This window comes from Streptomyces tendae, assembly GCF_014650435.1.
Lineage (GTDB): Bacteria > Actinomycetota > Actinomycetes > Streptomycetales > Streptomycetaceae > Streptomyces > Streptomyces tendae.
On sequence record NZ_BMUY01000019.1, the window covers coordinates 28,859 to 55,310 of the forward strand.

The window sequence follows — 26,452 nt, forward strand, 5'->3', positions numbered from 1 at the left end:
GTCGGCTGGACCTACTTGCTGAAGTCCGGCACCAGCTTGGCGATCGCGGTCTCGACGTCGCCCAGTCCCTCGTCCAGGGACTTCTTGCCGCCGGCGATCTGCGGCAGCTCGTCGTCCAGCGGCGTCCACAGGGAGCTGTACTCGGGCAGCGCCGGGCGCGGCTGGGCGGCGGGCAGGACCGTCTGGAAGCCGGCGATGCCCGGGTCGGCCTTGACCTTGGCGGTGTAGGCGTCGTCGCGGGTCGGCAGCGTGGAGTTCTTCAGGGCGACGGTCTCCTGGGACTTCGCCGAGGTCATGAAGTTCACGAACTTCAGCGCCGCCTCCTGGTGGGCCTTGTCCGAGCCGGCGTAGACCGAGAGGTTGTGGCCGCCGGTCGGGGCGCCCGCCTTGCCGGTGGAACCGGCCGGGACGGTGGCGATGCCCAGGTTGTTCTTGTCCTTGAACGCCGAGCCCTTGTAGAAGTTGGTGATCTCCCACGGGCCCTGGATGATCGAGGCGACCTTGCCGCTGACGAACGCCTCCTGGATGTGGGCGTAGGCGTCCGCGGTGGTGTCGGCCTTGTGCAGGCCCTTGCCGTCGAAGAGGCTCAGCCAGGTGCCGTAGCCCTTCTTCGCCTCGGCGGAGTCGACGGTGACCTTCTTGGCGTCGGCGTCGACCGTGTCGGTGCCCTCGCCGTACAGGAACGGCTGCGCGTAGTAGCCGGCGGTGGAGGCCCAGTAGCCGTCGGCGCCGGTCTTGTCCTTGATGGTGGCGGCGGCCTTCTTCAGGTCGTCCCAGGTCTTGGGGGCCTCGACGCCGGCCTTCTCGAAGAGCGCCTTGTTGTAGACGAAGGCCAGGGTGTCGGTGACCAGCGGGACGCCGTAGGTCTTGCCCTCGTACTTGGCCTGCTCGATCAGGTTGGGCTGGAACTTGTCCTGCTCGGCGAGGGCCTCGGTGCCGTCCAGGGGCAGGAAGAAGCCCTTCTTGGCGAAGGCGGGCGTCCAGCCGACCTCGGAGCGCAGCACGTCGGGGGCGCCCTTGGATCCTGCGGCGGTGTCGAACTTGTTCTGCGCCTGGTCGAAGGGGACGTTGACGAAGTTGACCTTGACGCCCTTGTTGGCGGCCTCGAACTCCTTGACCAGGGCCTTGTAGGTCGGCGCCTCGTTGGTCGCGTTGGAGGTGTCCCAGTAAGTGATGGTGACCGGTCCGCCCGACTCGCTGTCGCCGTCTCCGCCGCACGCCGTCGCCGCCAGGGCGAGGGACGCCACCAGCGCGGTGGCCGCTATGCCACGCCGCATGAGTTCTCCTTGAGGGTGAAAGCCCGTGTGGTGCAGGGTGCGGGCCCGTCCGCCGCTCCTGCCGACCGCCGACCGCTTCGTTGCTGCCGTCGGGCGACGTGAACGTAACAGCGTTGAAAGCCCGGCGAAAGGTCTTGCTGCAAAAATGTGCAAGAGATCTCCGAAGTTATCCGGGCGTGACCTCTCGGCGACCGTCATGAGACGCTTGTTTACGGGGGTCGAGCGGTATCGAGCCGGTTGTGCAAGACTCTGCAAGCTCTTGCCGCCACTTTTTCGAGGGAGCGCGATGACGCAGCAGCCCGCCCCGGGCCGTCCAGCAGGCCGCTCAACCGGCCGTCCACGGCGCCCGATCGGTGTGCAAGGAGGCGGCCGACAGGTACAGTCCACCCCTGTGACCACACGGCTTGCCGACATCGCTGCCCAGGCGGGGGTGAGCGAAGCGACCGTCAGCCGCGTCCTCAACGGGAAGCCGGGCGTCGCCGCCACCACCCGCCAGTCCGTGCTCGCCGCCCTCGACGTGCTGGGCTACGAGCGCCCCGTGCGGCTGCGGCAGCGCAGCGAGGGCCTGGTCGGCCTGATCACCCCGGAGCTGGAGAACCCGATATTCCCGGCGCTGGCCCAGGTCATCGGGCAGGCGCTGACCCGCCAGGGCTACACACCGGTCCTCGCCACCCAGACGCCGGGCGGCTCCACGGAGGACGAGCTGACCGAGATGCTGGTCGACCGCGGGGTCGCCGGCATCATCTACGTCTCCGGACTGCACGCCGACACCACCGCCGACATGCAGCGCTACGAGCGGCTGCGGGCGCAGGGCGTGCCCTTCGTCCTCGTCGACGGCTTCTCCTCGCGGGTGCAGGCGCCGTTCATCTCCCCCGACGACCGGGCCGCGATGAGCCTCGCGGTCACCCACCTCGTCTCGCTCGGCCACACCCGGATCGGACTGGCCCTCGGGCCGAAGCGGTTCGTGCCGGTGCAGCGCAAGATCGAGGGCTTCGTGCGCACCGTCCAGGAGCAGTTGGGCCTGAGCGCCGAGACGGTGGAGAAGGAGCTGGTCCAGCACTCGCTGTACACCCTGGAGGGCGGCCAGGCGGCGGCCGCCGCGCTCATCGGGCGGGACTGCACGGCGGTGGTCTGCGCCAGCGACATGATGGCGCTGGGCGCGATACGCGCGGCCCGTCAGCAGGGCCTGGACGTGCCCAAGGACGTCTCGGTCGTCGGCTTCGACGACTCGCCGCTGATCGCCTTCACCGACCCGCCGCTCACCACGGTCCGCAAGCCGGTGCCCGCGATGGGGCAGGCGGCGGTGCGCACGCTCCTGGAGGAGATCGGCGGGACGCCCGCGCCGCACAGCGAGTTCGTGTTCATGCCGGAGCTGGTGGTGCGCGGCTCGACGGCGTCGGCGCCGGGCGAGCGCGGCCGTCCCTGACTCGGTGGGGGTGGCGGCTCCGGGTCGGATGCGGGTCGGGTCCACCTGGGGGATGATCGGTGGAAGAGGGCTTTTCTGGCAGACTTCATGCCTATGGGTGACGCGACCGTGAGGACTCGGGAACGCCTGGAGGACAGCGTTCCGCACCCCGTCACTGGGACGACGGGGAAGGGACTTCTGCGCCGGCTCCGCACCCCGCGCCGGCCCCGCCTCTGGTTCGAGATCCTGCTGATCGCACTCAGCTACTGGACGTACTCCCTCGTCCGCAACGCGGTGCCGGAACAGCGGACGGCCGCGCTGCGCAACGCCGACTGGATCTGGCGGGTCGAGCAGCAACTGGGCATCGCCGTCGAGGAATCCGTCAACCACGCGGTGAACTCGGCGACTTGGCTGGTCGTCGGCATGAACTACTACTACGCCACGCTGCACTTCGTGGTGACTCTGGGTGTCCTGGTGTGGCTGTTCCGCAGCCATCCCGGCCGCTACGCGGCGACCCGGCTGGTGCTCTTCGCGACCACGGGTGTCGCCCTGGCCGGTTACTACCTGTATCCGCTCGCCCCGCCCCGGCTGATGAACGGCGAGCACTTCATCGACACGGTGATGGTCCACCAGACGTGGGGGTCGATGGCGTCCGGGGACCTGAAGAACATGTCCAACCAGTACGCCGCGATGCCGTCGATGCACATCGGGTGGTCGGTGTGGTGCGGGCTGACGATCTTCGCGCTGGCGTCGGTGCCGTGGGTGCGGGTGCTGGGGCTGGTGTATCCGGCGCTCACGCTGGTGGTGATCGTGGCGACGGCCAACCACTTCTGGCTGGACGCGGTGGGGGGTGTGCTGTGTCTGGCGTTCGGGTACGGGGTCGCTGCGGCTTGGTACGGGAAGCTGCCGTATGCGTTGCCTCGGGTGGTGCCGGTCGCTGCGCGGCGGCGGAGGGTGTGGTTGCCGGGGCGGGCCTAGCTGCGGGGTGGGGGCCCGGGGAGTGCGCTACCCGGCGGGGCGGGGTGCCGCTGCGCCCACCCGTGCCGCCCCAGCGGCACGACTGCCCGCAGCTGGGTCAGGTGTAGAACAGGTCCTCCACGACCGTTCTCGCTCTTCGGGCCGTGCGGCGGTATTCGTCGAGCATGTCGCCCGCGTGGCCGGAGCCGTGGCCCAGGTAGCGGCCGACGGCCGCCAGCTCGCGCGGGTCGGTCGGAAAGGTGTCCCCCGCCCGCCCACGCACCAGCATCACCGCGTTGCGCACCCGCGTCGCCAGCACCCACGCCTCGTCGAGCGTGGCGGTGTTCTCCTCCGAGACCAGCCCGGCGTCCCGGGCGGCGACCAGCGCCGCACGCGTCCGGGTGGTCCGCAGCCCGGCGATCTCGTGCCCGTGCCGCAGCTGGAACAGCTGCACGGTCCACTCCACGTCGGACAGGCCGCCAGGACCCAGTTTGGCGTGCAGCTTGGGGTCGGCCCCGCGCGGCAGCCGCTCGGACTCCATGCGGGCCTTGAGCCGCCGGATCTCCCGTACGGCGTCCTCCCCGAGCCCGCCCGCCGGGTACCGCAGGGGGTCGATCAGCTCGACGAAGCGCCGCCCCAGGTCCTCGTCCCCGGCGACGAACTCGGCCCGCAGCAGGGCGTGCGACTCCCACCCCAGCGACCAGCGCCGGTAGTACGCCTCGTAGGACTTCAGGGTCCGCACCAGCGGCCCGGACCTGCCCTCGGGACGCAGGTCGGCGTCGATCAGCAGCGGCGGGTCGGCGCTGGGCACCTGGAGCAGGCGGCGCATCTCGGAGACGACCTTGTTGGCGGCGTCGCCCGCCTCCCGCTCGTCCACCCCCTCGCGGGGCTCGTGCACGAAGAGCACGTCCGCGTCCGAGCCGTAGCCCAGCTCGTGTCCGCCGAAGCGGCCCATGCCGATGATCGCGAACCGGGTCGGCAGGACGTCGCCCCACTTGTCCCGCACGACCGCCCGCAGCGTCCCCGCCAGCGTCGCCGCCGTCAGGTCGGACACCGCGCCGCCCACCAGGTCCACCAGGGCGCCCTGGTCGGCCTCGACGGGCTGGGCCTCGGTGCCGTAGGAGCCGACGATGTCCGCGGCGGCCGTGCGGAACAGCTCCCGGCGCCGTACGCCGCGCACCGCGGTGACGGCCTGCACGGCGTCGTCGGCGCGCCGGACCGCGGCGAGGGTCTCCTGCTCCAGCTGGGCCCGGCCGCGCGGCCGCAGTCCCCCGGCGACGCCGTCGCCGAGCAGCGCGACGGCCTCCGGGGCCCGCATCAGCAGGTCGGGGGCGAGCCGCCCGGCGGAGAGCACCCGGGCGAGGTTCTCGGCGGCGGCGCCCTCGTCGCGCAGCAGCCTGAGGTACCAGGGTGTGGTGCCGAGCGCGTCGGAGACCTTGCGGAAGTTGAGCAGTCCGGTGTCCGGGTCGGCGGAGTCGGCGAACCAGCCGAGCAGCACGGGCAGCAGGGTGCGCTGGATGGCGGCCTTGCGGGTGACGCCGGACGCGAGCGCCTCCAGGTGCCGCAGCGCGGCGGCCGGGTCGGCGTAGCCGAGGGCGACCAGGCGCTCGCGGGCGGCCTCGGGGCTGAGCCGGGCCTCGCCGGGGGCGAGCTGGGCGACGGCGTCGAGCAGCGGCCGGTAGAACAGCTTCTCGTGCAGCCGGCGTACGACGGAGGCGTGCCGCTTCCACGCGCGCAGCAGCCCGGCGACGGGGTCGGTGCGCAGGCCGAGTGAGCGGCCGAGGCGGCGCAGGTCGGCCTCGTCCTCGGGCACCAGGTGGGTGCGGCGCAGCCGGTGCAGCTGGATGCGGTGCTCCATGGACCGCAGGAACCGGTACGCCTCGTCGAGCTGGGCGGCGTCGGCCCGGCCGACGTAGCCGCCCGCGGCGAGGGCCGCCAGCGCGTCCAGCGTCGTGCCGCTGTGCAGGGAGGTGTCCGCCCGCCCGTGCACCAGTTGGAGGAGCTGCACGGCGAACTCGACGTCCCTGAGGCCGCCGGGCCCGAGCTTGAGCTGCCGGTCGACCTCGGCGACGGGGATGTTCTCCACCACCCGACGGCGCATCTTCTGCACGTCCGGGACGAAGTTCTCGCGGTCGGCGGCCTGCCAGACCAGGGGCTGGAGGGCGGCGACGTACTCGGCACCCAGGCCGGGGTCGCCGGCCACCGGGCGGGCCTTGAGCAGCGCCTGGAACTCCCAGGTCTTGGCCCAGCGCTGGTAGTAGGCCACGTGGCTGCTGAGGGTGCGCACCAGCGGGCCGTTGCGGCCCTCGGGGCGGAGGTTGGCGTCGACGGGCCAGATGGAGCCCTCGACGGTGGTCTCGGAGCAGATCCGCATCATGTGCGCGGCCAGCGAGGTCGCGGCCCGGATCGCCTTGGCCTCGTCGGCCTCGGGGCCCGCGTCCGCCGCCTCCCCCACGAAGATGACGTCGACGTCGGAGACGTAGTTCAGCTCGTGTCCGCCGCACTTGCCCATCGCGATCACCGCGAGCCGGCACCGCGCGGCGTCCTCGGGCGCGGCGGCCTCGGCGAGGGCCAGGGCGGCGCGCAGGGTGGCGGTGGCGAGGTCGGCCAGCTCGGCGGCGGTCTCGGCGAGGTCGATGGTGCCGCACACGTCGCGGGCGGCGATGGACAGCAGGCAGCGCCGGTAGGCGACGCGCAGGGACACCGGGTCGGTGGCCTCGGCGAGCTGCCGCTCGAACTCCTCGACGCCGCGGTGCAGGTCGCGCGGCTCGTACGTGACGAGGGCCTGCCAGTCCCCGGCGTGCCGGGCGAGGTGGTCGGCGAGCGCCTCGGAGGCGCCGAGCACCCCGAGGAGACGGTCGCGCAGCGGCTTGGCGGCTATCAGGGTGTCCAGCAGCTCCTGGCGGGCGGTGGGGTCGGGCTGCGCCTCCAGGAGCCGGACCAGGCCGTGCAGGGCGAGGTCCGGGTCGGCGGTGGCGCCCAGCGCCTCCAGGAGCACGGGGTCGGCCCGCAGCTCGGCCAGCTCGGCCCCCTCGAGGAGCCGTTCGGCGGCCGACGGATCCGTGAAGCCGTGCCGCAGCAGCCGCGTGAAGGTACTGCTCCTGCGCCCCGGCGCCGTCATCTCGGCCTCCTGTCGGACTGCGGGGCACGTGGGCCCGGTCGGATCAAGGTCGTACGGGCTGAGCGTAACCGGGGAACGGCGGGCTGGCGCCGGGGCGTACCCCTCCCGCTTCCCCGGACTCGCTCTTCCGGTGGCCCGGCACAGACTCGTACGATATCTTGTACCAGCCGAGGAAGGGAGGCACTGGTATGTCCATCACCGCCAGCGAAGCCCGTCAGAATCTGTTCCCGCTGATAGAGCAGGTCAACGAGGACCACGCCCCGGTGCACATCACCTCCCGCAAGGGGAACGCCGTGCTCATGTCCGAGGAGGACTTCACGGCGTGGACGGAGACGGTCCACCTCCTGCGCTCGCCCAGGAACGCCCGCCGTCTGCTCGACTCCATCGCCGAGGCCGAGGCGGGCGACGCACGGCAGCACGAGCTGATCGACCCGGACGCGGAGCGGGCGTGAGAATCACTTTCACGTCCCACGGCTGGGAGGACTACGTCCACTGGGCCGAGAGCGACCGGAAGGTGACCAAGCGGATCAACAGACTGATCGCCGACATCGCCCGTGACCCGTTCAAGGGCATCGGCAAACCGGAGCCGCTCAAGGGCGACCTGTCCGGCTACTGGTCACGGCGCATCGACGACACGCACCGTCTTGTGTACAAGCCCACCGATGACCTGCTGGTCATCGTCCAGGCGCGCTACCACTACTGACACCCGCCGCTACGGACCCGGCACCCGCGACCGGCGCAAGCCGAAGCCGAAGCCGAAGGAGTCACGTCATGGACTTCACGCTCGAAGTCATCCCACTCCCCGTCACCGACATCGACCGCGCCCGGGACTTCTACCGCGACAAGGTCGGCTTCCACGTCGACATCGACCAGGAGGTCGTGCCGGGCATGCGGATCGTCCAGCTGACGCCCCCGGGCTCCGGCTGCTCGGTCGCCCTCGGCGACGCCATCTGGGACATGGCGCAGGGCCAGACCCGGCCGGAACCGGGCTCGTACCAGGGCCTCCAGCTCTGCGTCGCCGACATCAAGGCGGCCCACGCGGAGCTGACCGCGCGGGGCCTGGAGGTCTCGGAGCCGGTGCAGTACGCCCCGGACGACGGCGCCACATTCATGTACTTCAAGGACCCGGACGGCAACGGCTGGGCGATCCAGGAGTACCGGCGCCGGGTGGCGGAGCCGCTGCACAAGGTGCTGGCCGACCTCAAGCGCGAGGGCTGACCGGGCCCGCCGCCGTTGCCGGTCCGCTCAGTCGCTCTCCCGCCAGCGGTTGGTGACCGGCAGGCGGCGGTCCTTGCCGAAGCCCTTGGACGAGATCTTGGTGCCCGGCGGGTACTGCCGCCGCTTGTACTCCGCGGTGTCCACCATGCGCAGCGTGCGCGTCACCAGCTCCCGGTCGTACCCGGCGGCCACGATCTCGTCCGCGCCGCGGTCCCCGTCGACGTACAGGGCGAGGATCGCGTCCAGCACCGGGTAGTCCGGCAACGAGTCGGTGTCGACCTGCCCCGGGCGCAGCTCCGCGCTCGGCGGCTTGGTGATCGAGTTCTCCGGGATCGGCGGGGTCCGGCCGCGGTCCCGGGCCGCGCGGTTGCGCCACTCGGCGAGCCGGAAGACCCAGGTCTTGTACACGTCCTTGATGGGCCCGTAGCCGCCCACCGAGTCGCCGTACAGCGTCGAGTAGCCGACCGCCAGCTCCGACTTGTTGCCGGGGGCCAGGACCAGGTGGCCCTCCTGGTTGGAGAGCGCCATCAGCAGCGTGCCGCGCAGCCGGGACTGGAGGTTCTCCTCGGCCAGGCCGGTGAGCTCCAGCGCACCCGTGTACGCGTCGAACATCGGCTCGATGGACACGGTGCGGTAGTGGAGGCCGGTGCGCCGGGCCAGTTCGGCCGCGTCGTCCCTGGAGTGCCCGGAGGAGTACTTGGACGGCATGGAGACGCCGTACACGTGCTCCGCGCCGAGTGCGTCGCAGGCGATCGACGCGACCAGTGCGGAGTCGATGCCGCCGGACAGTCCGATCAGCACCGAGCGGAAGCCGTTCTTCGTGACGTACGCGCGCAGGCCGGTGACGAGCGCCGAGTAGACCTCCTCGTCGTCGTCGAGCGGCTCGGCACGGCCGCCGGACCGCCACGGCTCTCCCGCGGGCACCGTGTCCGCCGCCTCCTGCCCCGCTTCGGAGAGCACCACCCGGTCGATGCGCAGTCCGTCGTCCACGACGCCCGTGGGCGCCTGCGTGTCGGCGGCGGGCAGGTCGAGGTCCAGCACCATGCAGCCCTCGGTGAACTGCGGCGCCCGGGCCAGGACGGTCCCGTCCCGGTCGACGACGATCGAGTCGCCGTCGAAGACCAGCTCGTCCTGCCCGCCGGTCATCGCCAGGTAGGCGGTGGTGCACCCGGCCTCCTGGGCGCGCTTGCCCACCAGCTCCAGCCGGGTGTCGTCCTTGTCCCGCTCGTACGGGGAGGCGTTGACGGAGAGCAGCAGTCCGGCCCGCGCCGAGCGGGCGGCGGGCACCCGGCCGCCGTCCTGCCACAGGTCCTCGCAGATGGCCAGCGCCACGTCCACGCCGCGCACCCGCACCACGGGCAGGGTGTCGCCGGGCACGAAGTAGCGGAACTCGTCGAAGACCCCGTAGTTCGGCAGGTGGTGCTTGGCGAAGCTCAGCGCCACCTCGCCGCCGTGCAGCACGGCCGCCGCGTTCTGCGGGGCGCCGGTCGGCTGGCCGTACCTGGGCTGCGCGGTCGCCGAGCGGTCGAGGTGGCCGACGACCACGGGGACCTCGCCGAGGCCCTCGTTCGCCAGCCGCGCCGCGAGGGAGCGCAGGGCGGCGCGGGACGCCTCGACGAAGGAGGACCTGAGGGCCAGGTCCTCCACCGGGTATCCGGTCAGCGTCATCTCCGGGAACGCCACCAGGTGCGCTCCCTGCTCGGCCGAGTGCCGGGTCCAGCGCAGGACCGACTCGGCGTTGCCGTCGATGTCGCCGACGGTGGAGTCGATCTGGTTCAGGGCGAGTCGTAGTCGAGGCACGGGTCCACTGTAATCGTCAGAACGACGCAATGGGGCGACGGATGTGTTACCGCCCGATGTCCGGGACCTCACACACGCCGTCTCAGCTCCGCGGTTTCGCGCCCCGCTCGGCCAGCAGGTCGGCCATCAGCCGGATCTCCGACTCCTGGGACTCCACCATCCCCCGGGCCAGCCGCTTCTCCACGCCGACCGTGCACCTCTCGACGCACCCCTTCGCCATGTGGACGCCGCCCTTGTGGTGCTCGGTCATCAGCTGGAGGTAGTAGACCTCGGCCTGCTTCCCGTCCAGCGTCCCGAGCTTCTTCATCTCGGCGTCGGTGGCCATCCCCGGCATCAGCGAACCCTCGCCGGCCGAGGCCGCGTCGCCCATGCCCATCCAGGTCATGGGCGGGTCGGACGACACCTTGGGCAGCGCCCACAGGTCGAGCCAGCCGATCATCATGCCGCGCTGGTTGGCCTGGGTCTGCGCGATGTCGTACGCGAGCCGCCGCACCTCCTCGTCGTCGGTGCGGTCGCGCACGATGTACGACATCTCCACGGCCTGCTGGTGGTGGACCGACATGTCCCGGGCGAACCCGGCGTCCGCGGAGTCGGCGGCCGGGACCCGGCTGCCGCCGTCGTCCCCGGCGACCGCGTAGGTGATCCCGCCGGCCGCGACGAGGGCCGCGGTCGCGGCCCCCGCGATCCAGCCGGCCCGTTTCGGGGTCACTGGGACAGCCCGTTGGTGCACGCGGCCCCCGGCTCGGGGGTCTGCTGTCCCTGCACGAACTTCTCGAAGAACTTGTCCACGTTCGGGTCGTCGGCGCCGGTCACCGTGCGCTGGTGCCCCCAGGCGGACAGCACGATCGGGTCCTTCTGCTTGTCGTCGGGGCTCATCAGCGAGTACGGCGTCTTCTTGACCTTGGCGGCCAGCTTCTCGACGTCGGCCTCGGGAGCCTTGTCGGTGTACGTCACCCAGACGGCGCCGTGCTCCAGCGAGTGCACGGCGTTCTCGTTGTTCAGCGGCTTGGTGTAGACGTCGCCGTTGCAGTTCATCCAGACCTGGTTGTGGTCGCCGCCGACGGGGGGCTCGACGGGATAGGTCACCTTCTTGGTGACGTGGTTGCGCCCCAGGTCGCCCTTCCAGGTCCGTACGCCGTCCGCGCCGGTCTCGAACTTGCCGGAGGTCTTGCCGTCGGAGGCGGTGTCGCCGGAGGAGTCGTCGGACTGCGACCGGACGAGGAGGACACCGCCGACGACGAGACCGGCGACCACCACGGTGCTGAGCGTGACCGTGAGGATCCGGTTCCGGCGGTTGCGGGCCTCCTCGGCACGCCGCATCTCGGCTATGCGGGCCTGTCGCGCCGTGTTGCTGCTCTTCTTGGCGGAACCCATGGGGTGTTGCCCTTCTGGGAAGAATTCGGGAGACGGACGAGCGTGAGGTCCGCTGATCGTAATGGCGCGGGCCCCGTCCTTCGTAGGGCGGGCACAGGATCCGTCCCGGCCGGATCCCCGGAATGGCCCGATCGAACAGGTGGCCTCTACGCTGCGGTCACGGGGTGGGCCGGCCGACGGAGGTCCGCAACGCACACGTAACGGCGCTGTGGTGTGATGCTCAAGTGCCCGACCGCCTCCCGCCGTACCGGAGACAGGCGGCCTGACCAGCAAGGATGGGGAAGCGGAAGATGGACAAGCAGCAGGAGTTCGTGATCCGGACGCTGGAGGAGCGCGACATCCGGTTCGTACGCCTGTGGTTCACGGACGTGCTGGGCTTCCTCAAGTCCGTCGCCGTGGCCCCGGCCGAGCTGGAGCAGGCCTTCGACGAGGGCATCGGCTTCGACGGCTCCGCGATCGAGGGCTTCGCCCGGGTCTACGAGTCCGACATGATCGCCAAGCCGGACCCGTCGACGTTCCAGGTCCTGCCGTGGCGCGCGGAGGCCCCCGGCACGGCCCGCATGTTCTGCGACATCCTCATGCCGGACGGCTCGCCGTCCTTCGCGGACCCGCGCTACGTCCTCAAGCGGGCCCTGGCCCGCACCTCCGACCTGGGCTTCACCTTCTACACCCACCCGGAGATCGAGTTCTTCCTGCTGAAGGACAAGCCGGTCGACGGCTCGGTCCCGACCCCCGCCGACAACTCCGGGTACTTCGACCACACCCCGCAGAACATCGGCATGGACTTCCGCCGCCAGGCGATCACGATGCTGGAGTCGATGGGCATCTCGGTGGAGTTCTCCCACCACGAGGGCGCCCCCGGCCAGCAGGAGATCGACCTGCGCTACGCGGACGCGCTCTCCACGGCCGACAACGTCATGACGTTCCGCCTGGTCATGAAGCAGGTCGCGCTCGAACAGGGTCTCCAGGCCACCTTCATGCCGAAGCCGTTCTCGGAGTACCCGGGCTCGGGCATGCACACCCACCTCTCCCTCTTCGAGGGCGACCGCAACGCGTTCTACGAGTCCGGCGCGGAGTACCAGCTCTCCAAGGTGGGCCGCTCCTTCATCGCGGGCCTGCTGCGCCACGCCGCCGAGATCTCCGCGGTCACGAACCAGTGGGTGAACTCCTACAAGCGCATCTGGGGCGGCACCGAGCGCACGGCGGGCGCGGGCGGCGAGGCCCCCTCCTACATCTGCTGGGGCCACAACAACCGCTCGGCCCTGGTCCGGGTCCCGATGTACAAGCCCGGCAAGACCGGCTCGGCCCGTGTCGAGGTCCGCTCCATCGACTCCGGCGCCAACCCGTACCTGACCTACGCCGTCCTCCTCGCCGCCGGTCTCAAGGGCATCGAGGAGGGCTACGAACTCCCGCCGGGCGCCGAGGACGACGTGTGGGCCCTCTCCGACGCGGAGCGCCGCGCCCTGGGCATCGAGCCCCTCCCCCAGAACCTGGGCGAGGCCCTCGCTCTCATGGAACGCAGCGACCTGGTCGCCGAGACCCTGGGCGAACACGTCTTCGACTTCTTCCTCCGCAACAAGCGCCAGGAGTGGGAGGAGTACCGCTCCCAGGTGACGGCCTTCGAGCTGCGGAAGTCGCTGCCGGTGCTGTAGAGGGCCTCGGCGACCCCGGCGGAGTTACCGGGGCTCGGAAACTAGTATCGCTAGACAATGAGGCAACGCTAGCACTGCCAATGCTTCGTTGTCTAGCGGTGCTAGGGTCGAGTTATGTCGGTACAGGAACGCAAGCAGCGGGAACGGGCGGAGCGCGAGCGCCTCATCGTGGCGACGGCCCGTGAACTCGCCGAGCAGCAGGGCTGGGACGCGGTCACCACCCGTCGGCTCGCCGAGCGCATCGAGTACAGCCAGCCCGTCCTCTACAGCCACTTCCGCGGCAAACGCGAGATCATCGGCGCCGTCGCCCTCCAGGGCGCCACCGAGATGGCCGTGGCGATGCGGGCCGCGACGGCCGCCGCCGACGGCCCGCGCGCCCGGGTGCACGCCCTCGCCCGTGCCTACCTCGCCTTCGCCGAACGCAACCCGGCCGTCTACGACGCCATCTTCCAACTGGACGGCGGCCTGGCGTACGCGCGGGAGGACACCCCCGAGCCCCTCAAGGACGCCTTCGCCGCACTGCTGGAGAGCCTCGGGGAGGTCGCCGGGGACGGCGTCGAACCGGGGCTGTTCACCGAGGTGTTCTGGGCGTCCCTGCACGGGGTGACGACCCTGACCCGGTCGGGCCGGCTGCCGCCGGAGGAAACCGAGCGGAGGGTGCGGCTGCTGGTGGACCGGCTCCCGGTGGTCTGATCCGGGGGCAGGGGCGGGGCCCGCTCAGTGAGCGGTCTGAGCCGGGACCTTCCACAGCCGTACGCCGCTGTCCTTGGCGGCCTCGGCATCGGTGGTGGTGCCCGGGGCGGCGGTCTCCTCGGGGGCGCCGCCGCCTTTGGTGGTGCCCGCGAGGAACCGGCCGTCGGGGCTGAAGGCCAGTTCGCGGATGTCGGCGCCGAAGCCGGTCTCGTCATCGGCCAGGATGGCGCTGGGCTTGCGGTCGGCCAGGTTCCACAGGAGTACCCGGCCGTCGGCGGTGACGGCGAGCGTCCTGCCGTCCGGGCTGAATGCCACGTCCCGGGCCTTGGTGACGAAGCGGTGACTGAGGGTGGCCTTCAGGCGGCCGGTGGCCACGTCCCACAGCCGTACGCCGCCGTCCTGGCCGCCGGTGGCGAGGGTCTTGCCGTCGGGACTGAAGGCGACCGCGTAGGTGATGTCCTCCAGGGCGAGGTTGTGGCGCGGGTCGCCCTGGCCGTAGGGCCGCGGGTCGAGCCGGGTCAGGTCCCACAGCTTGGCCGGTTCGTTCTCCACCTGGTAGCGCTGGTCGGAGAAGTCGCCGACGGAGGCGAGCGTCCTGCCGTCGGGGCTGAACGCCATGTCCGCCACGTGCAGGTTCTGCGACAGGTGGGCGCGCGGGTCCTCACCGCGGCTGCCGAGGTCCCACAGGTTGGCACCCGCGCTGTCGCCCAGGGCGATCCACTTGCCGTCGGGGCTGAGGGCGAGGGAATAGGCCGATTCCTCGATACGGCGGACCTCCCGGCGCCGGGCCACGTCCCAGACGCCGACCAGGTGGGTGCCGGTCCTCGTGGCCAGGGTCTTCCCGTCGGCGCCGAACGTCACGTCGAGGATGCTCAACGGCTCCCCCCGCCAGTCCTTCTCGGTGAGCGTGGCACGCACCTTGCGGGTGGCGGCGTTCCACAGCCGCACCTTCCCGTCCTCGCCGCCGGTGGCGAGCGTCTCACCGTCCGGGCTGAACGCGACGCCGCTGGTCCCCTTGGCGAAGATGTCGGTCGCCGCGACCACGGGGTACGGCTGTTTGTTCTTCGGGGGCTTCTCGGACGAGGGCAGCAGCGTCACGACCAGGACGACGACCAGGGCGATGGCACCGACTGCGCCGAGCAGGGCGGCGTACGGCGGTGTGGACGGGGGCGCGGGGTCGGCGTCCGGGGCGGGGGTGCGCGCCGGGGCGGTGGCGGTGGGCGCGTCCGGGCCGGTCGCCGGGGGCGTGGAGACGACGGTGGGGGTGCGGCCGTCGTCGAAGTCCCCGTTCGCGGCCCGGCCGCAGAGCCGGATCACCTCGGCGGGCGTCGGCCGCCGGGCCGGGTCCTTCTCCAGGCAGAGCGCCACGACGCCGCGCACGGACGCGGGACAGCCGTCGAGGTCGGGGTCTGCTTCCAGGATCCGGTACGCCACGCCGTGGTCACTGCCGCCGCCGAACGCGAGCCGTCCGGTGGCGGCGAAGTGGGCGACGAGGCCCAGCGCGAAGACGTCACCGGCCTCGGTGACCTCCTGCCCCCGGATGTACTCGGGTGCCATGTAGGCGGGCGTCCCGGCGCGCATGCCCGTGGCGGTCAGGGCGGTGACGTCCGCGGCCCGGGCGATGCCGAAGTCGATGACCTTGGGTCCGTCGGCGGTGAGGACGATGTTGGAGGGCTTCAGGTCGCGGTGGATCACCCCGGCGGCGTGGATCGTCTCCAGCGCCTCGGCGACCCCGGCCGTCAGCGCGAGCACCTCGGCGGCGGGCAGCGGTCCCCGTTCGCCGACTGCCTGCTGGAGGGAGGGCCCGGGGGCGTAGGCCGTGGCCAGCCAGGGCTCGTCGGCGTCCAGGTCCGCCGCGACGACGGGCACGGTGTAGAGCCCCTGCACGCGCCGGGCCGCCGCGACCTCCAGCGCGAACCGTCTGCGGAACTCCGTATCGGCGGCGTACGCCCGGTGGACGACCTTGACGGCCACGGCGCTCCCGGCGGGTGTGCGCCCGAGGTAGACGCGGCCCATCCCGCCCTCGCCCAGCAGCCTCTCCAGCCGGTAGGGACCGATCTCGGCCGGTATGTCACCGGCGGGGCGTGACATACGGTCAGTCATCCCGCGAGCGCCGCCGCTTCGACGCGGTCGCCGAGGTTGCCGGTGTCGCCGAAGCTGCCCCTGGACCGGGTCAGGTCGGCGCGGTGTCGGGATGTGTCCTTACGGCTCATGTCTCCCCCAGCAGTCGTTGGACGAAGGCCGCTGACTCCCCTGGCGGGCAGCGCCTCGGCCCGGATACTGCCACAACGCGGTCCGGGGAACCGTGGCCGCCGGGGATTCCGCGGGGCCGGCGTCGCCCGGATCGCCACGTGCGGGGACTGCACCAGCAGGTGTCGGACATCGTCAACGGCTCTCCGTGCGCGGGTGCTCGATCGAATTCGGTCGCGCGGTGGCGTCGACGGGACTAGTCTGTCCGGGATTTCGCGTGGCGGGTTCCCTGCCACCCCGCTCGGCGCGCTCGGCGTCGACACGCACCGCGTGCCCTGCCCGGAAGGAGGCGAGAGACATGGACCGTGCCGAATGCGTTGCGGCCATAGTTGCCTCCGGCCGTGTGCCCTCCCTCCTCTGCGGCGCGCGGTAGCTCTTCCCCCCTTTCGTTTCCTGTCTTCGGCACCTTCCTGAGGTGTCGCGTCACGAGACGTCCTGACCTGTGCGGTTAGCCACCGCGCGGGCCGCGGGGGCGTGTCCCCGTGCTCCGTACCCCCGGCCCGTCGTCGCCACCGCGACCGCCCCGGCCGGCTGTCTCGTCAGCACTTCGACACGAAACGTGCGTGATCGCCATGAGCAAGAAACGTCCCGGAGGGGAATCCCTCCCGTCCGCCCCCTCCACGGCCACCGGCCCTTCCCCGGACCACGAGGTCCCCGCCGCGACTCCGGAACCGGATCCGAAGCGCTGGTGGGCGCTGGCCGTCATCGCCCTCGCCCAGCTGATGGTGATCCTCGACGGCACCGTCGTGAACATCGCGCTGCCCTCCGCCCAGCGCGCCCTCGGCATGTCGGACGCCGACCGGCAGTGGGTGATCACCGCCTACACGCTGGCCTTCGGCGGGCTGCTGCTGCTCGGCGGCCGGATCGCCGATCTGGTGGGCCGCAAGCGCACCTTCGTCATCGGCCTGGCCGGATTCGCCGCGGCCTCCGCGCTGGGCGGCGCGGCGGCCGGTCCCGGGATGCTGTTCGCGGCGCGGGCCCTGCAAGGTGCGTTCGCGGCGGTCCTGGCGCCCTCGGCCCTGTCGCTGCTGGCGACGACGTTCACCGACCCCAAGGAGCGGGCCAGGGCGTTCGGGGTCTACGGTGCGCTGGCCGGCGGCGGCAGCGCGGTCGGGCTGATCGTGGGCGGTCTACTGACCGAGTACCTGAACTGGCGCTGGTCCCTGTACGTCAACGTGCCCATCGCGCTGGCCGCCCTGCTCGGCGCACCCGCCTTCCTGCGCGACCGCTCCGGCCGCCGGAGCGGGCACCTGGACGTGCCGGGCGCGCTGCTGGGCTGCGGCGGGCTCGTCGCCCTCGTGTACGGCTTCAGCGAGGCCGAACCTCGCGGCTGGTCCAGCCCGTCCGTGCTCACGCCGCTCGTGGCCGGAGTGGTCCTGCTCGCCGCCTTCGTGTGGTGGCAGAGCCGCGCGGCGAGCCCGCTGCTGCCGCTGCGCATCGTCAGGGACCGCGTCCGGGCGGGATCGCTCGCGACGATGGGCCTGGCCACCATCGGCATGTTCGGCGTCTTCCTGTTCCTGACGTACTACCTCCAGGTCGTCCTCGGCTACCCGCCGGTGCGGACGGGTCTGGCCTTCGTGCCGATCTCGGCCGGCATCGTCATCGGCGCGACCCAGATCGCGGCCCGTCTGCTGCCACGCACGGCGCCGCGCACTCTGATGTCGTCCGGCATGGTGCTGGCCGCCGCCGGCATGGTGCTGCTCAGCAGCCTGACCGTGCACGCGCAGTACGTCACGCACGTGCTGCCCGCCCTGCTGCTGCTCGGTCTGGGCATGGGCCTGACCTTCATGCCGGTCTACGCGACGGCCACCGCAGGCGTACCCGCTCAGGACGCCGGTGTGGCCTCGGCCGTCCTCAACACCGTTCAGCAGATGGGCGCTTCGCTGGGCACCGTACTGCTCAACACCATCGCCACCGGCGCCACCGGCCGTTACCTCCACTCGCACGTGCGCGGTCCGGACGCCGACGGCGCGACCCTCGACCAGGGCATGGTGCACGGCTTCTCCGTCGCCTACCGGTGCTCGGCGGGCGTCCTGCTGCTCGCCGCGCTGGTAGCGGGCCTCACTGTTTGGCACAGGACGCCGAAGCACGCCGGACACGACGCACCGGCCTAGCAGCCGGGGTCGTCCCGCCGCCACCGTCCACCGCACTTCCCGAAGGATCCTCATGAAACCCCTGACCGAGCACGACATCCGTACCTCGTTCGTCAACTGCTCGAAGGGCGCGGCCAAACGCCTCCCGCTGCCCAAGGACCTGGCGGACCTCGACCACTGGGACGACCTGGACTTCCTGGGCTGGTCCGATCTGTCCGCGCCCGACCGCAGCTATCTCGTCCTCGAACGCGCCGCCGGACCCGTCGGCCTGACCCTGCGCTCCGCTTCCGGCAACCGCGGCTTCCTGCGTCGCAGCATGTGCTCGCTGTGCCTGACCACGCATACCGGCGGCGGCGTCTGCCTCATGACCGCCCCCAAGGCAGGCCCGGCCGGCCGCGAAGGCAACTCGGTGGGCCTCTACGTCTGCGCCGACCTGGACTGCTCGCTGTACGTACGGGGGAAGAAGAAGGCGGCACCGGGCGGGCGGATGGAGGAGTCGCTCACCGTCGAGCAGCAGATCGAGCGCCTGCGGGGCAACCTCGACGCGTTCGTGGAGCGGATCCTCCACTGAGGCCGACGGGGGTGCTGATGTGTCACACCCCCGTGGGCCGGGGCCCGCCCGCGGATCGGTCCCGGAAAAGCCGTGAATCTCCACAGTGTTCATCGCTCGGTCGCACCGTCGCGACGCGGTCACCGCTCACTGGGCGGACCGCGCGCGCCGGGGCGCAGAAGAGCCCTTTGCCCCAGGGGATGGCGTGAAGATCCGGACGCTTTCTCCGACCGCATTCACACACCGGTGAAGTCGGCGGCGCCGGGCCACGGCGGGCAACGGCTCGGCGATGGTGGGCCGTTCGGCCCCGTGCTTTGATCAATGCGCGCGGCACGCCGACGGCCCTCGCCGGAGCCCCAACTCCGGTCGACGGACGTGCGTACCGCACCGCTCCCCTTCCCCACGAAAGGAAAGACCTGCCATGAACACTGTCCCCCAGGTCGAAACGGCCGAGATCTCCGACGCGGACCTGGACCAGGTGTCCGGCGGCGTCGGCCTCACCGCGGGCACGGCCCTCGTCGCGGGCGACGGCGCGTTCGCCGCCGGCCTCCACGCGGAGTCCGGCCCGTTCTCCCTCACCGGCGGCCTCGGCGTCTCGGCCCCCTTCGGCGGCGCGGCGGCCCACGCCCACACGACGAGCGTCTGAGCCGACCGCAGCCCCGCACCACACCCGGGCCCCGGACCAGTGCGTCCGGGGCCCGGTTCGCGCGCTAGGCAACCGGGTTGTCCAAAGGGCTGCGTTGCCCGAGTGTCCGGAACTACCGTCTCGGCAAGGGTTTGCAGGCTGATGTGAGGAGACCTCATGCTGACGCCGGTCGCGGACGGTGTGCTGGTACACCAGAGCGAGTTGCTGCGGAACAACACCGTTGTCGTGCAGGGCGAGGCCGGTGTGCTGGTCGTTGATCCCGGGTTGACGACCGGCGAGATGGGCTGCCTGGCGGAGGACCTTCGCCAGTTGGGTCAGCCCGTCGTGGCAGGTTTTGCGACGCATCCGGATTGGGATCACGCGTTGTGGCACCCCGAGCTCGGGCAGGTGCCCCGTTACGGCACGGCCCACTGTTCGGCGTACCTGCGAGAGCTCCGCTCCGAGGAGGGGTGGCAGGCTCGCGTCGCAGCAGGGCTGCCTCCGGAAATCGCCGACGAGACACCGTTGGAACTGTTCGGTCTCATCGTGGGGTTGCCCGCTGGAGCAGAGCTGATTCCGTGGAACGGGCCTGAGGTACGGGTGATCGAACATCCGGCCCATGCTCCGGGCCATGCGGCGCTGTTGGTCGAGGATCGCGGGGTGCTCGTCGCCGGCGACATGCTGTCCGATCTTTTCGTTCCGATGCTCGACGACACGGAGCATCCGGTTGAGGACTATCTCACCGGGCTACGGCTCCTGGAGAAGGTGGCGGACGACGTCGAAGTGCTCGTGCCGGGGCACGGATCCGTCGCCCTCGCCGATCAGGTCCGGGTGCGGATCGACCAGGACCGGGAGTATCTGCACGCGCTGAGGGACGGCCGCGCTCCGGACGACCCGAGGCTCGGGTCTTCGGTCGAGCCCGGCTGGGAGTGGGTGAACGACATCCACGAAGGCCAGGCCGCGAGGATGGCTCGACGAAGCGAACAGAACTGCGCCGACCGCTAGTTGGCAGGGTCGGTTCGGCGCGGCGGCCGGGGGAGGGAACGCGTGGTGCGGGAGTGCTGGTTCTGCGGGGAGGAGACTCCACCGTCGTGGCACGACCACGTCCTGGGGTTGCACAGGGACGCGGACACCACCATGACCCCGTTCATCATCGTCCTGCGCTCCACCTGGCGGATGGAAACCGTGTCCGTGCCCCGCTGCGCCCGCTGCCACACCGGGCACCAGCTGGAGCGGACCGCGGCGGTACTCTCCCTGGCCGCGTTGATCGCCTACGCCGCCAGCGGCCAGCTGGACCGGCTGCTGGGCATCCTGTCGCCTACGCCCGGGGAGCGGGTGGTCGCGGCCGTCTGGGCGGCCGTCGCCTGTCTGCCGGGGCTCGTATGGATCGCGATCCGCCTGGGCCGCCTGCCGTGGCAGCGCCTGGCGCCCCGCCGCAGGGGCTACGCCCGCCACCACCCGGAGTACTTGGAACTCCGAGCGGACGGCTGGAAGCCCCGGGCGGGCCCTCTCCACTACTGGCGAAGCCCGCCCAACCCCCATCACCCTCCGCCCGCGAATCGCCCCCGGCGGCTGATCGGGGGCTCCTTCGAGCTGCTCGGAGCAGCCTGCGGGCTCGCCGTCCCCGTCGCCTATTTCACCGGTTACGAAGAACTGGCCGGAGTCCTCATCGCGGCAACGGCCGGGCTGCTCTTCGTGGCCTCGAAGGTCAAACCCGAGGACTGACCGCGCCCGGCCAGGCCACGAACGTCGTCCACGTCGCCGATTCGACGGCGAGGCGGGGGCCGTCGGGGCGCTTGGAGTCGCGGATGTGGATGGTGGCGGGGGTTATCGCGACCTCGACGCAGTCGTTGCCGTCTCCGCTGCTGCTGTAGCTGCTCTTGAACCAGACGGGGCCGGGGGCTTCCGAGGCTGAGGTGACGCGGTTCATGACTCTCCAAGCATCTGCTCGATGACGGCCCGCGACTCTCGGGGCGTGAGAGCCTGGGCCCGGATCATGCCATAGCGCAGCTCAAGGATCCGGAGCTGCTTCGGGTCGGACACCGGCCGCCCGTTGAACGCTCCTTCGGAGCGCCCCACCGCCGTACCGTCCGGAAACTTCAGGACCTCGATCATGCCGCCCGTGCCGAAGTGCTCCTCGCAGTCGGTCGGCATCACCTGAATCGAGACGCTTCGCAACTCGCCCAGCTCGAGCAGTCGTTCGAGCTGCCCACGCCACACCATTCTGCCCCCTACCGGTCGGCGAAGCGTCGCCTCCTCCTGGACAAAACTGAGGGTCGGCGCCGGGGACCGCTCGAACACCGACCGGCGTGCCAGTCGTGCCGCAACCATGCTCTCGGTCTCTTCCTCGGTGTACGCGGGCAGCCACGTGTCGAAGAGCGACCGCATGTGTTCCTCGGTCTGCAACAGCCCGTGGACGTTGTGGTTGGCGTACAACGAGACCTCCACCGCTGTCGCCTCCAGCTTGGCGAGTTCCCGCACCTGCTTGGGATACCGGACCCTCTTCACGTCCTCCCAAGCCGCAGCGATGAGACCGCCCGCGTCGAGGACCTGGTCCGCCTTCTCCAGGTACTCCCGCCGGGGAATCCGCTTCCCGCCCTCCACCTTGTAGACGAGATCCTCGCCGTAGCCGACCGCCACCCCGAAGTCGCCCGCCCGCATGCCCACCGCCTCGCGGCGCAGCTTCAGCTGCCTGCCCACGGTGGTGAGGACGGCCACGCCCCACTCGTCGTCCGGGTCGACCTCCCAACCCGGCTCGTCCGCCTCGCCGTTCACCGGCATCCGCACCCCTCCGTCACACGCGTCCTATCGCGATGCGCGTCACGTTAGACGGAGTGGCGACGCAGGGTGACGGGATGCGGGCCTCCTGTCACCCGGACGTGCGTCAGCGACGTCAGGATCTCCTCGGCGTGCGTCCACAGCAGGGCCCCGCCGATGCCGGGGACGACGCGGCGGCGGGCGCCGGGGATGCGGGAGGCGAGCAGGGCGCCGTTGTCGGGCGAGTGGGCGGTGTCCTGCTCGCCGTACCAGATGTCGACGGGCAGGGTGAGGGAGCCGAGGGCGAAGGGCCACCGTCCCATGGCCAGAACCGTGTCACGGGCGTAGCCGGCCGCCGCGCCCCGGGCGAATCCCTCGGCGAGGGCGCGGCGGTAGGCGGCGGAGAAGCCCGGGTCCCGGTACACGGCGAGGTCGCAGTCCGGGCTGCCGGCCATGACCAGGTCCCACATCCTCTCGGCGTCGAACCCCGCGAAGAACTCCTCGGCACCCGAGGGGTCGTGCACCGCGCGTTCGGTCAACGCACGCAGTTCGGCGGGCAGTACGGCGGCGAACTCGGGGGCCGCCACCTCGTCGGCGGCCGACACCAGGGCCAGCGCGGAGACGAGGCCCGCCTCCGCGCAGGCGAGGGCGAACGGAGCGCCCTGCGAGTTGCCGACCACGGCGGGACGGTCGAGGCCGCGCCGGGTACACAACTCCCGCACGTCGGCGGCGAAGTCCGCGAAGGTTCGGCCGGGTGCGGGCGTGGACGCGCCCAGGCCGGGCCGGTCGACGGAGACGAGGCGGATGCCGAGGGCGGCCACGGCGTGGGGGCCGAAGCCGAGGCTTCGGCTGGTGGCCGCGCCGGGGCACAGCAGGACCGGCGTGCCTTCCTGCGGGCCCCACTCGGCCCAGCCGAGCAGGCGGCCGTCCGGCAGCCGCGTCTCACCGAGGCGGGCGGGGGTGGTGGTGTGGACGGTCATGGCCCCCATCATGCTGCGGGGGCGGGCCGCTCCGCACCGCCCTTTCCGCCGACGCGCTCCGGGCGGGCGCCCGTCACCGCCGTACCGCCTCCACCGGCTCCGGCACGTGCCCCGCGATCACGCGCTCGCGGCTGGGCGCCGGTGCGGTGACGGCGCGGCGGCGGTCCACCGCCCGTGCCGTCGCCGCGACCGCGAGGCCGAGGACGGCCAGGGCCGCGCCCGCCGTCGCCGGGGAGGTGGCCCCGAATCCGGCGGCCAGGGCGAGGCCGCCGATCCAGGCGCCGCCCGCGTTGGCGAGGTTGAAGGCAGCCTGGTTGGCGGAGGAGGCAAGGGAGGGGGCCGCGGCGGCCTTCTCCATGACCATCAGCTGGAGGGGAGAGCCGGTGACGAAGGCGGCCATGCCGAGCAGGGCCACCGACACCGCGGCCGTGACGGGCGTGCGCATCAGCAGGGGGAACGACGCCAGCACGACGACCAGGGAGGCGAGGCCGCCGAAGAGGGTGCCGCGCAGGGAGTGGTCGGCCAGGCGGCCGCCCAGCAGGTTGCCCGCGGTGGCGCCGACGCCGAAGAGGGCCAGCAGCAGCGTCACGCTGGTCTCGGCGAACCCGGCGGCGTCGGTCAGCATCGGCGTGATGTAGCTGTAGGCCGCGAAGAGCGCGCCGAAGCCCGCGACCGTCGTGCCGAGCGCCAGCCAGACGGGAAGGGAACGCAGGGCGGCCAGTTCGCCGCGCAGGCCGGTGGTGGGGGCGGGGGCGCTGTCGCGCGGGATGAGGAAGGCCAGCGCCGCTATCGCCGCCACGCCGATCGCGCTCACGCCGAGGAAGGTGGCCCGCCAGCCGAGCTGCTGGCCCATGGCGGTGGCGGCCGGGACGCCGACGATGTTGGCGACGGTGAGGCCGAGGAACATCAGGGAGACGGAGCGGGCCCTGCGTTCCGGCGCGACCATGCCGGTGGCGACGACCGCGCCGACGCCGAAGAAGGCGCCGTGCGGCAGGCCGCTGACGAAGCGGGCGGCGAGCAGGGAGATCTCGCCGGGGGCGACGGCCGAGAGGGCGTTGCCCACCACGAACAGCGCCATCAGGGCGATCAGAACCGCGCGGCGGGACATCCGGGTCGTCGCCGCCGCGAGCAGCGGGGCGCCGATGACGACACCGAGCGCGTAGGCGGAGACGAGGTGGCCGGCGGTGGGGATGGAGATGCCCAGGTCGTCCGCGACGTCGGGCAGCAGGCCCATCATCACGAACTCGGTGGTACCGATGCCGAAGGCGCCCACGGCAAGGGCGAGCAGGGCCAGGGGCATGAGGGGTCTCGCCTTTCGAGAGCGGGGTCGCGTACGGGAGGCCGGGAGGGCCGGGCGGGGACGACTGTATGTTCCCGTACGGAACAAAGACTCTCAGGGCGGGTATTCCGCAGACGAATTCTAGGAAGCCGTTGTGTCGACCTTCACACGCGCGGCGATCGGCAGGTGGTCGCTGCCGGTCGCCGGGAGGGTCCAGCTGGTCGTCGGTTCCACGCCGGTGACCAGGATCTGGTCGATGCGGGCCATCGGGAAGGACGCCGGCCAGCTGAAGCCGAAGCCGTCGCCCACGGCGCCCTGCGGGGAGCGCAGCTGGGAGGTGATCGCGGTGAGCGAGCGGTCGTTCATGGTGCCGTTGAGGTCGCCCAGCAGGATCTTGCGGGGCAGCTTCTCGTCGGCGATGGCCTCGCCGAGGGCGTCGGCGCTCTTGTCCCGCTGCCGCGCGGTGAAACCGGCCTCGAGCTTCACCCGTACGGAGGGCAGGTGGGCGACGTAGACGGCGATCGGTCCGGAGGGCGTGGCGACGGTGGCGCGCATCGCGCGCTTCCAGCCCAGCTCGATGTCGACCGGCTTCACCCCGCTGATCGGGTACTTGCTCCACAGCCCGACGGTGCCGACCACCGCGTGGTGCGGGTACTTGGCCGCCAGCGCCTTCTCGTACGTCGGTACGGCGGACGCCTTCAGTTCCTCCAGGGCCATCACGTCCGCGCCGGCGGCGGCGACGGCGCGGGCGGTGCCCGCCGGGTCGGCGTTGTCCGCGTTGACGTTGTGCGTGGCCACGGTGAGGTCGCCGCCGGAACCGGTCTTGTCGAAGAGCAGGCCGCCGAAGAGGTTGAGCCACACGCTCACCGGCACCACCAGCGCGATCAGCGCCGTCGCCGACTTGCGCACCAGGGCGATCACCAGCAGGACCGGAATCAGCAGGCCGAACCACGGCAGGAAGGTCTCGGTGAGGCTGCCGAGGTTGCCGATGGCGTTCGGGATGTGCGAGTGGGCCGCCATGACCGCCGCCAGGAGCAGCGCGACCACGGCCGTGACCAGGCCCCGGCGCCAGATCCGCCGGTCACCGCGCCAGCCGCTGACGGCCCGGTCGAACAGGCGCCGAATCCGGGGTTCCCGGCGCTCGGGATCCGAGCCGCCGCCGTCCGTCTCCGTCATGTACGCCTGCTGCGCCATACCGTTGCCTCACTGCCTGCTGTGCACACCGTCGCCCCCTGTGACTCAGCACCATAGGGGATGATCGGTTCCGATCCCGCCGCCCTGGACGGCCGTACGGGCACGAGGACGTACGGGCCGTCCCGCGGAGTTCCGCACTGTGCCGGGACGGGCGGCTCTGTGACACAACGGGCACATTTGACCCCATGAGCCGCACTCCGACCCCGGACGGGGTACGTGACGGGGGTCCCCTAGCCGCCGGGGCGCGACAAGTGCCACCATGGAAGGGATCCGGGGACGCCGTCAGGGCGCCTCGAGATGACATGAAGGAGCCGTTGCCATGACGCAGCTTTCGGCTGCCCAGACGCCGCAGCGCACCCCCGCCGACGGGAGCAGGGCGCTGTACGGGGGCAAGATCAACCGCCGTATCACCGTCCGGGACATCACCGCCGCCAAGGAGCGCGGCGAGAAGTGGCCCATGCTCACCGCGTACGACGCGATGACCGCGTCCGTCTTCGACGAGTCCGGCATCCCGGTGATGCTCGTCGGCGACTCCGCGGGCAACTGCCACCTCGGCTACGAGACCACCGTGCCCGTCACGCTGGACGAGATGACGATGCTCTCGGCCGCGGTCGTCCGGGGCACCAGCCGCGCCCTGATCGTGGGCGACCTGCCCTTCGGCTCCTACCAGGAGGGCCCGGTGCAGGCGCTGCGCTCGGCGACCCGGCTGGTCAAGGAGGCCGGGGTCGGCGCGGTCAAGCTGGAGGGCGGCGAGCGCTCGCACCGGCAGATCGAGCTGCTGGTGGAGTCCGGCATCCCGGTGATGGCGCACATCGGCCTCACCCCGCAGTCGGTCAACTCCATGGGCTACCGGGTGCAGGGCCGCGGCGAGGAGGCGGCCCAGCAGTTGCTGCGCGACGCCAAGGCGGTGCAGGACGCGGGCGCCTTCGCGGTCGTCCTGGAGCTGGTGCCGGCCGAGCTGGCCGCCGAGGTGACCCGGACGCTGCACATCCCGACGGTCGGCATCGGCGCGGGCCCGGACACCGACGCCCAGGTGCTGGTGTGGACCGACATGCTCGGGCTGACCGGCGGGCGGATGCCGAAGTTCGTCAAGCAGTACGCGGACCTGCGCAAGGTCATGGGCGACGCGGCGAAGGCGTACGCCGAGGACGTCGTCGGCGGCACGTTCCCGCAGGACGAGCACTCGGTGCACTAGCTCCACCAGCAGACCATCGCGGTACGACCGCC

Annotated in this window: 24 protein-coding genes; 13 read left to right on the forward strand and 11 right to left on the reverse strand. The window is 71.6% G+C overall.

Translation table 11 applies throughout. The annotated features are described in order from the left end of the window. Positions 1–11: 11 nt before the first annotated feature. Positions 12–1,277 (reverse strand): extracellular solute-binding protein, encoded by a 1,266-nt coding sequence (locus IE258_RS35570; protein ID WP_189749988.1) that lies wholly within the window; start codon positions 1,275–1,277, stop codon positions 12–14. Between the two features lie 391 nt (positions 1,278–1,668). On the opposite strand from IE258_RS35570, the gene IE258_RS35575 reads away from it, so the two are divergent. Then, positions 1,669–2,703, forward strand: coding sequence for a LacI family DNA-binding transcriptional regulator (locus IE258_RS35575; RefSeq protein ID WP_087809720.1), 1,035 nt, complete (start codon positions 1,669–1,671; stop codon positions 2,701–2,703). 93 nt (positions 2,704–2,796) lie between these two features. Continuing rightward, positions 2,797–3,660 carry a phosphatase PAP2 family protein gene (locus IE258_RS35580; RefSeq protein ID WP_189749989.1) on the forward strand — a complete coding sequence of 288 codons (864 nt, stop codon included), beginning with the start codon at positions 2,797–2,799 and terminating at the stop codon, positions 3,658–3,660. Positions 3,661–3,757: 97 nt separating this feature from the next. Here the strand turns inward: IE258_RS35580 and IE258_RS35585 are convergent, their stop codons facing one another. Beyond that, entirely contained in the window at positions 3,758–6,760 is a 3,003-nt protein-coding gene (locus IE258_RS35585) for a bifunctional [glutamine synthetase] adenylyltransferase/[glutamine synthetase]-adenylyl-L-tyrosine phosphorylase (RefSeq protein WP_189749990.1), read from the reverse strand. Positions 6,761–6,948: 188 nt separating this feature from the next. Between IE258_RS35585 and IE258_RS35590 the strand changes: the two genes are divergently transcribed. The 3 genes from IE258_RS35590 to IE258_RS35600 all read left to right on the forward strand — a co-directional run bounded on the left by IE258_RS35590 (position 6,949) and on the right by IE258_RS35600 (position 7,978). Next, positions 6,949–7,212, forward strand: a complete 264-nt coding sequence (locus IE258_RS35590; protein WP_109031721.1) for a type II toxin-antitoxin system Phd/YefM family antitoxin — start codon at positions 6,949–6,951, stop codon at positions 7,210–7,212. After that, entirely contained in the window at positions 7,209–7,463 is a 255-nt protein-coding gene (locus tag IE258_RS35595) for a Txe/YoeB family addiction module toxin (protein ID WP_030189135.1), read from the forward strand. Before IE258_RS35590 ends, IE258_RS35595 begins: the two co-directional genes overlap by 4 nt. A 68-nt stretch (positions 7,464–7,531) precedes the next feature. Beyond that, positions 7,532–7,978: a VOC family protein gene (locus tag IE258_RS35600; protein WP_189749991.1), complete on the forward strand. Its 447-nt coding sequence runs from the start codon at positions 7,532–7,534 to the stop codon at positions 7,976–7,978. Positions 7,979–8,005: 27 nt separating this feature from the next. Here IE258_RS35600 and IE258_RS35605 read toward each other — a convergent pair whose 3' ends face one another. The 3 genes from IE258_RS35605 to IE258_RS35615 all read right to left on the reverse strand — a co-directional run bounded on the left by IE258_RS35605 (position 8,006) and on the right by IE258_RS35615 (position 11,152). Then, complete coding sequence (locus IE258_RS35605) at positions 8,006–9,778, reverse strand: NAD+ synthase (protein WP_189749992.1); 1,773 nt, start codon at positions 9,776–9,778, stop codon at positions 8,006–8,008. Between the two features lie 82 nt (positions 9,779–9,860). After that, positions 9,861–10,487: a DUF305 domain-containing protein gene (locus tag IE258_RS35610; protein ID WP_189749993.1), complete on the reverse strand. Its 627-nt coding sequence runs from the start codon at positions 10,485–10,487 to the stop codon at positions 9,861–9,863. Continuing rightward, positions 10,484–11,152 carry a thioredoxin-like domain-containing protein gene (locus IE258_RS35615; RefSeq protein WP_189749994.1) on the reverse strand — a complete coding sequence of 223 codons (669 nt, stop codon included), beginning with the start codon at positions 11,150–11,152 and terminating at the stop codon, positions 10,484–10,486. Before IE258_RS35615 ends, IE258_RS35610 begins: the two co-directional genes overlap by 4 nt. Positions 11,153–11,442: 290 nt before the next feature. On the opposite strand from IE258_RS35615, the gene glnA2 reads away from it, so the two are divergent. After that, positions 11,443–12,804 carry a gamma-glutamylpolyamine synthetase GlnA2 gene (glnA2, locus tag IE258_RS35620; protein WP_003976572.1) on the forward strand — a complete coding sequence of 454 codons (1,362 nt, stop codon included), beginning with the start codon at positions 11,443–11,445 and terminating at the stop codon, positions 12,802–12,804. A 114-nt stretch (positions 12,805–12,918) separates the two neighbouring features. Continuing rightward, positions 12,919–13,497: a TetR/AcrR family transcriptional regulator gene (locus IE258_RS35625; protein WP_109031715.1), complete on the forward strand. Its 579-nt coding sequence runs from the start codon at positions 12,919–12,921 to the stop codon at positions 13,495–13,497. A 24-nt stretch (positions 13,498–13,521) separates the two neighbouring features. Here IE258_RS35625 and IE258_RS35630 read toward each other — a convergent pair whose 3' ends face one another. After that, complete coding sequence (locus tag IE258_RS35630; protein ID WP_229892632.1) at positions 13,522–15,588, reverse strand: WD40 repeat domain-containing serine/threonine protein kinase; 2,067 nt, start codon at positions 15,586–15,588, stop codon at positions 13,522–13,524. 731 nt (positions 15,589–16,319) lie between these two features. On the opposite strand from IE258_RS35630, the gene IE258_RS35635 reads away from it, so the two are divergent. From IE258_RS35635 to IE258_RS35655, 5 genes are all read left to right on the forward strand, one after another. Beyond that, positions 16,320–17,861 carry an MFS transporter gene (locus tag IE258_RS35635; protein WP_189749996.1) on the forward strand — a complete coding sequence of 514 codons (1,542 nt, stop codon included), beginning with the start codon at positions 16,320–16,322 and terminating at the stop codon, positions 17,859–17,861. Between the two features lie 52 nt (positions 17,862–17,913). Next, a complete protein-coding gene (locus tag IE258_RS35640; protein WP_189749997.1) occupies positions 17,914–18,411 on the forward strand; it encodes an FBP domain-containing protein in 498 nt (165 codons plus the stop codon). Between the two features lie 400 nt (positions 18,412–18,811). Next, on the forward strand, positions 18,812–19,036 hold the full coding sequence (locus tag IE258_RS35645; protein ID WP_189749998.1) for a hypothetical protein: 225 nt from the start codon (positions 18,812–18,814) through the stop codon (positions 19,034–19,036). 156 nt (positions 19,037–19,192) lie between these two features. Further along, positions 19,193–20,020, forward strand: a complete 828-nt coding sequence (locus tag IE258_RS35650; protein WP_189749999.1) for an MBL fold metallo-hydrolase — start codon at positions 19,193–19,195, stop codon at positions 20,018–20,020. A 132-nt stretch (positions 20,021–20,152) separates the two neighbouring features. Further along, the gene (locus IE258_RS35655) at positions 20,153–20,740 is read left to right on the forward strand and encodes a hypothetical protein (RefSeq protein ID WP_229892634.1); all 588 of its coding nucleotides are present in this window, start codon (positions 20,153–20,155) and stop codon (positions 20,738–20,740) included. Here IE258_RS35655 and IE258_RS35660 read toward each other — a convergent pair. The 5 genes from IE258_RS35660 to IE258_RS35680 all read right to left on the reverse strand — a co-directional run bounded on the left by IE258_RS35660 (position 20,724) and on the right by IE258_RS35680 (position 25,225). Next, on the reverse strand, positions 20,724–20,945 hold the full coding sequence (locus IE258_RS35660; RefSeq protein ID WP_109031709.1) for a DUF397 domain-containing protein: 222 nt from the start codon (positions 20,943–20,945) through the stop codon (positions 20,724–20,726). The two genes, IE258_RS35655 and IE258_RS35660, sit on opposite strands and share 17 nt — an antisense overlap. Beyond that, entirely contained in the window at positions 20,942–21,796 is an 855-nt protein-coding gene (locus IE258_RS35665) for a helix-turn-helix domain-containing protein (protein ID WP_189750000.1), read from the reverse strand. Before IE258_RS35665 ends, IE258_RS35660 begins: the two co-directional genes overlap by 4 nt. A gap of 44 nt (positions 21,797–21,840) precedes the next feature. After that, positions 21,841–22,752 (reverse strand): alpha/beta fold hydrolase, encoded by a 912-nt coding sequence (locus IE258_RS35670; RefSeq protein ID WP_189750001.1) that lies wholly within the window; start codon positions 22,750–22,752, stop codon positions 21,841–21,843. Between the two features lie 73 nt (positions 22,753–22,825). Beyond that, positions 22,826–24,052 carry an MFS transporter gene (locus IE258_RS35675; protein WP_189750002.1) on the reverse strand — a complete coding sequence of 409 codons (1,227 nt, stop codon included), beginning with the start codon at positions 24,050–24,052 and terminating at the stop codon, positions 22,826–22,828. Between the two features lie 120 nt (positions 24,053–24,172). Then, positions 24,173–25,225: an endonuclease/exonuclease/phosphatase family protein gene (locus IE258_RS35680; protein WP_159329160.1), complete on the reverse strand. Its 1,053-nt coding sequence runs from the start codon at positions 25,223–25,225 to the stop codon at positions 24,173–24,175. Positions 25,226–25,544: 319 nt separating this feature from the next. Between IE258_RS35680 and panB the strand changes: the two genes are divergently transcribed. Then, the gene (panB, locus tag IE258_RS35685) at positions 25,545–26,420 is read left to right on the forward strand and encodes a 3-methyl-2-oxobutanoate hydroxymethyltransferase (protein ID WP_109031705.1); all 876 of its coding nucleotides are present in this window, start codon (positions 25,545–25,547) and stop codon (positions 26,418–26,420) included. Positions 26,421–26,452 lie beyond the last annotated feature (32 nt).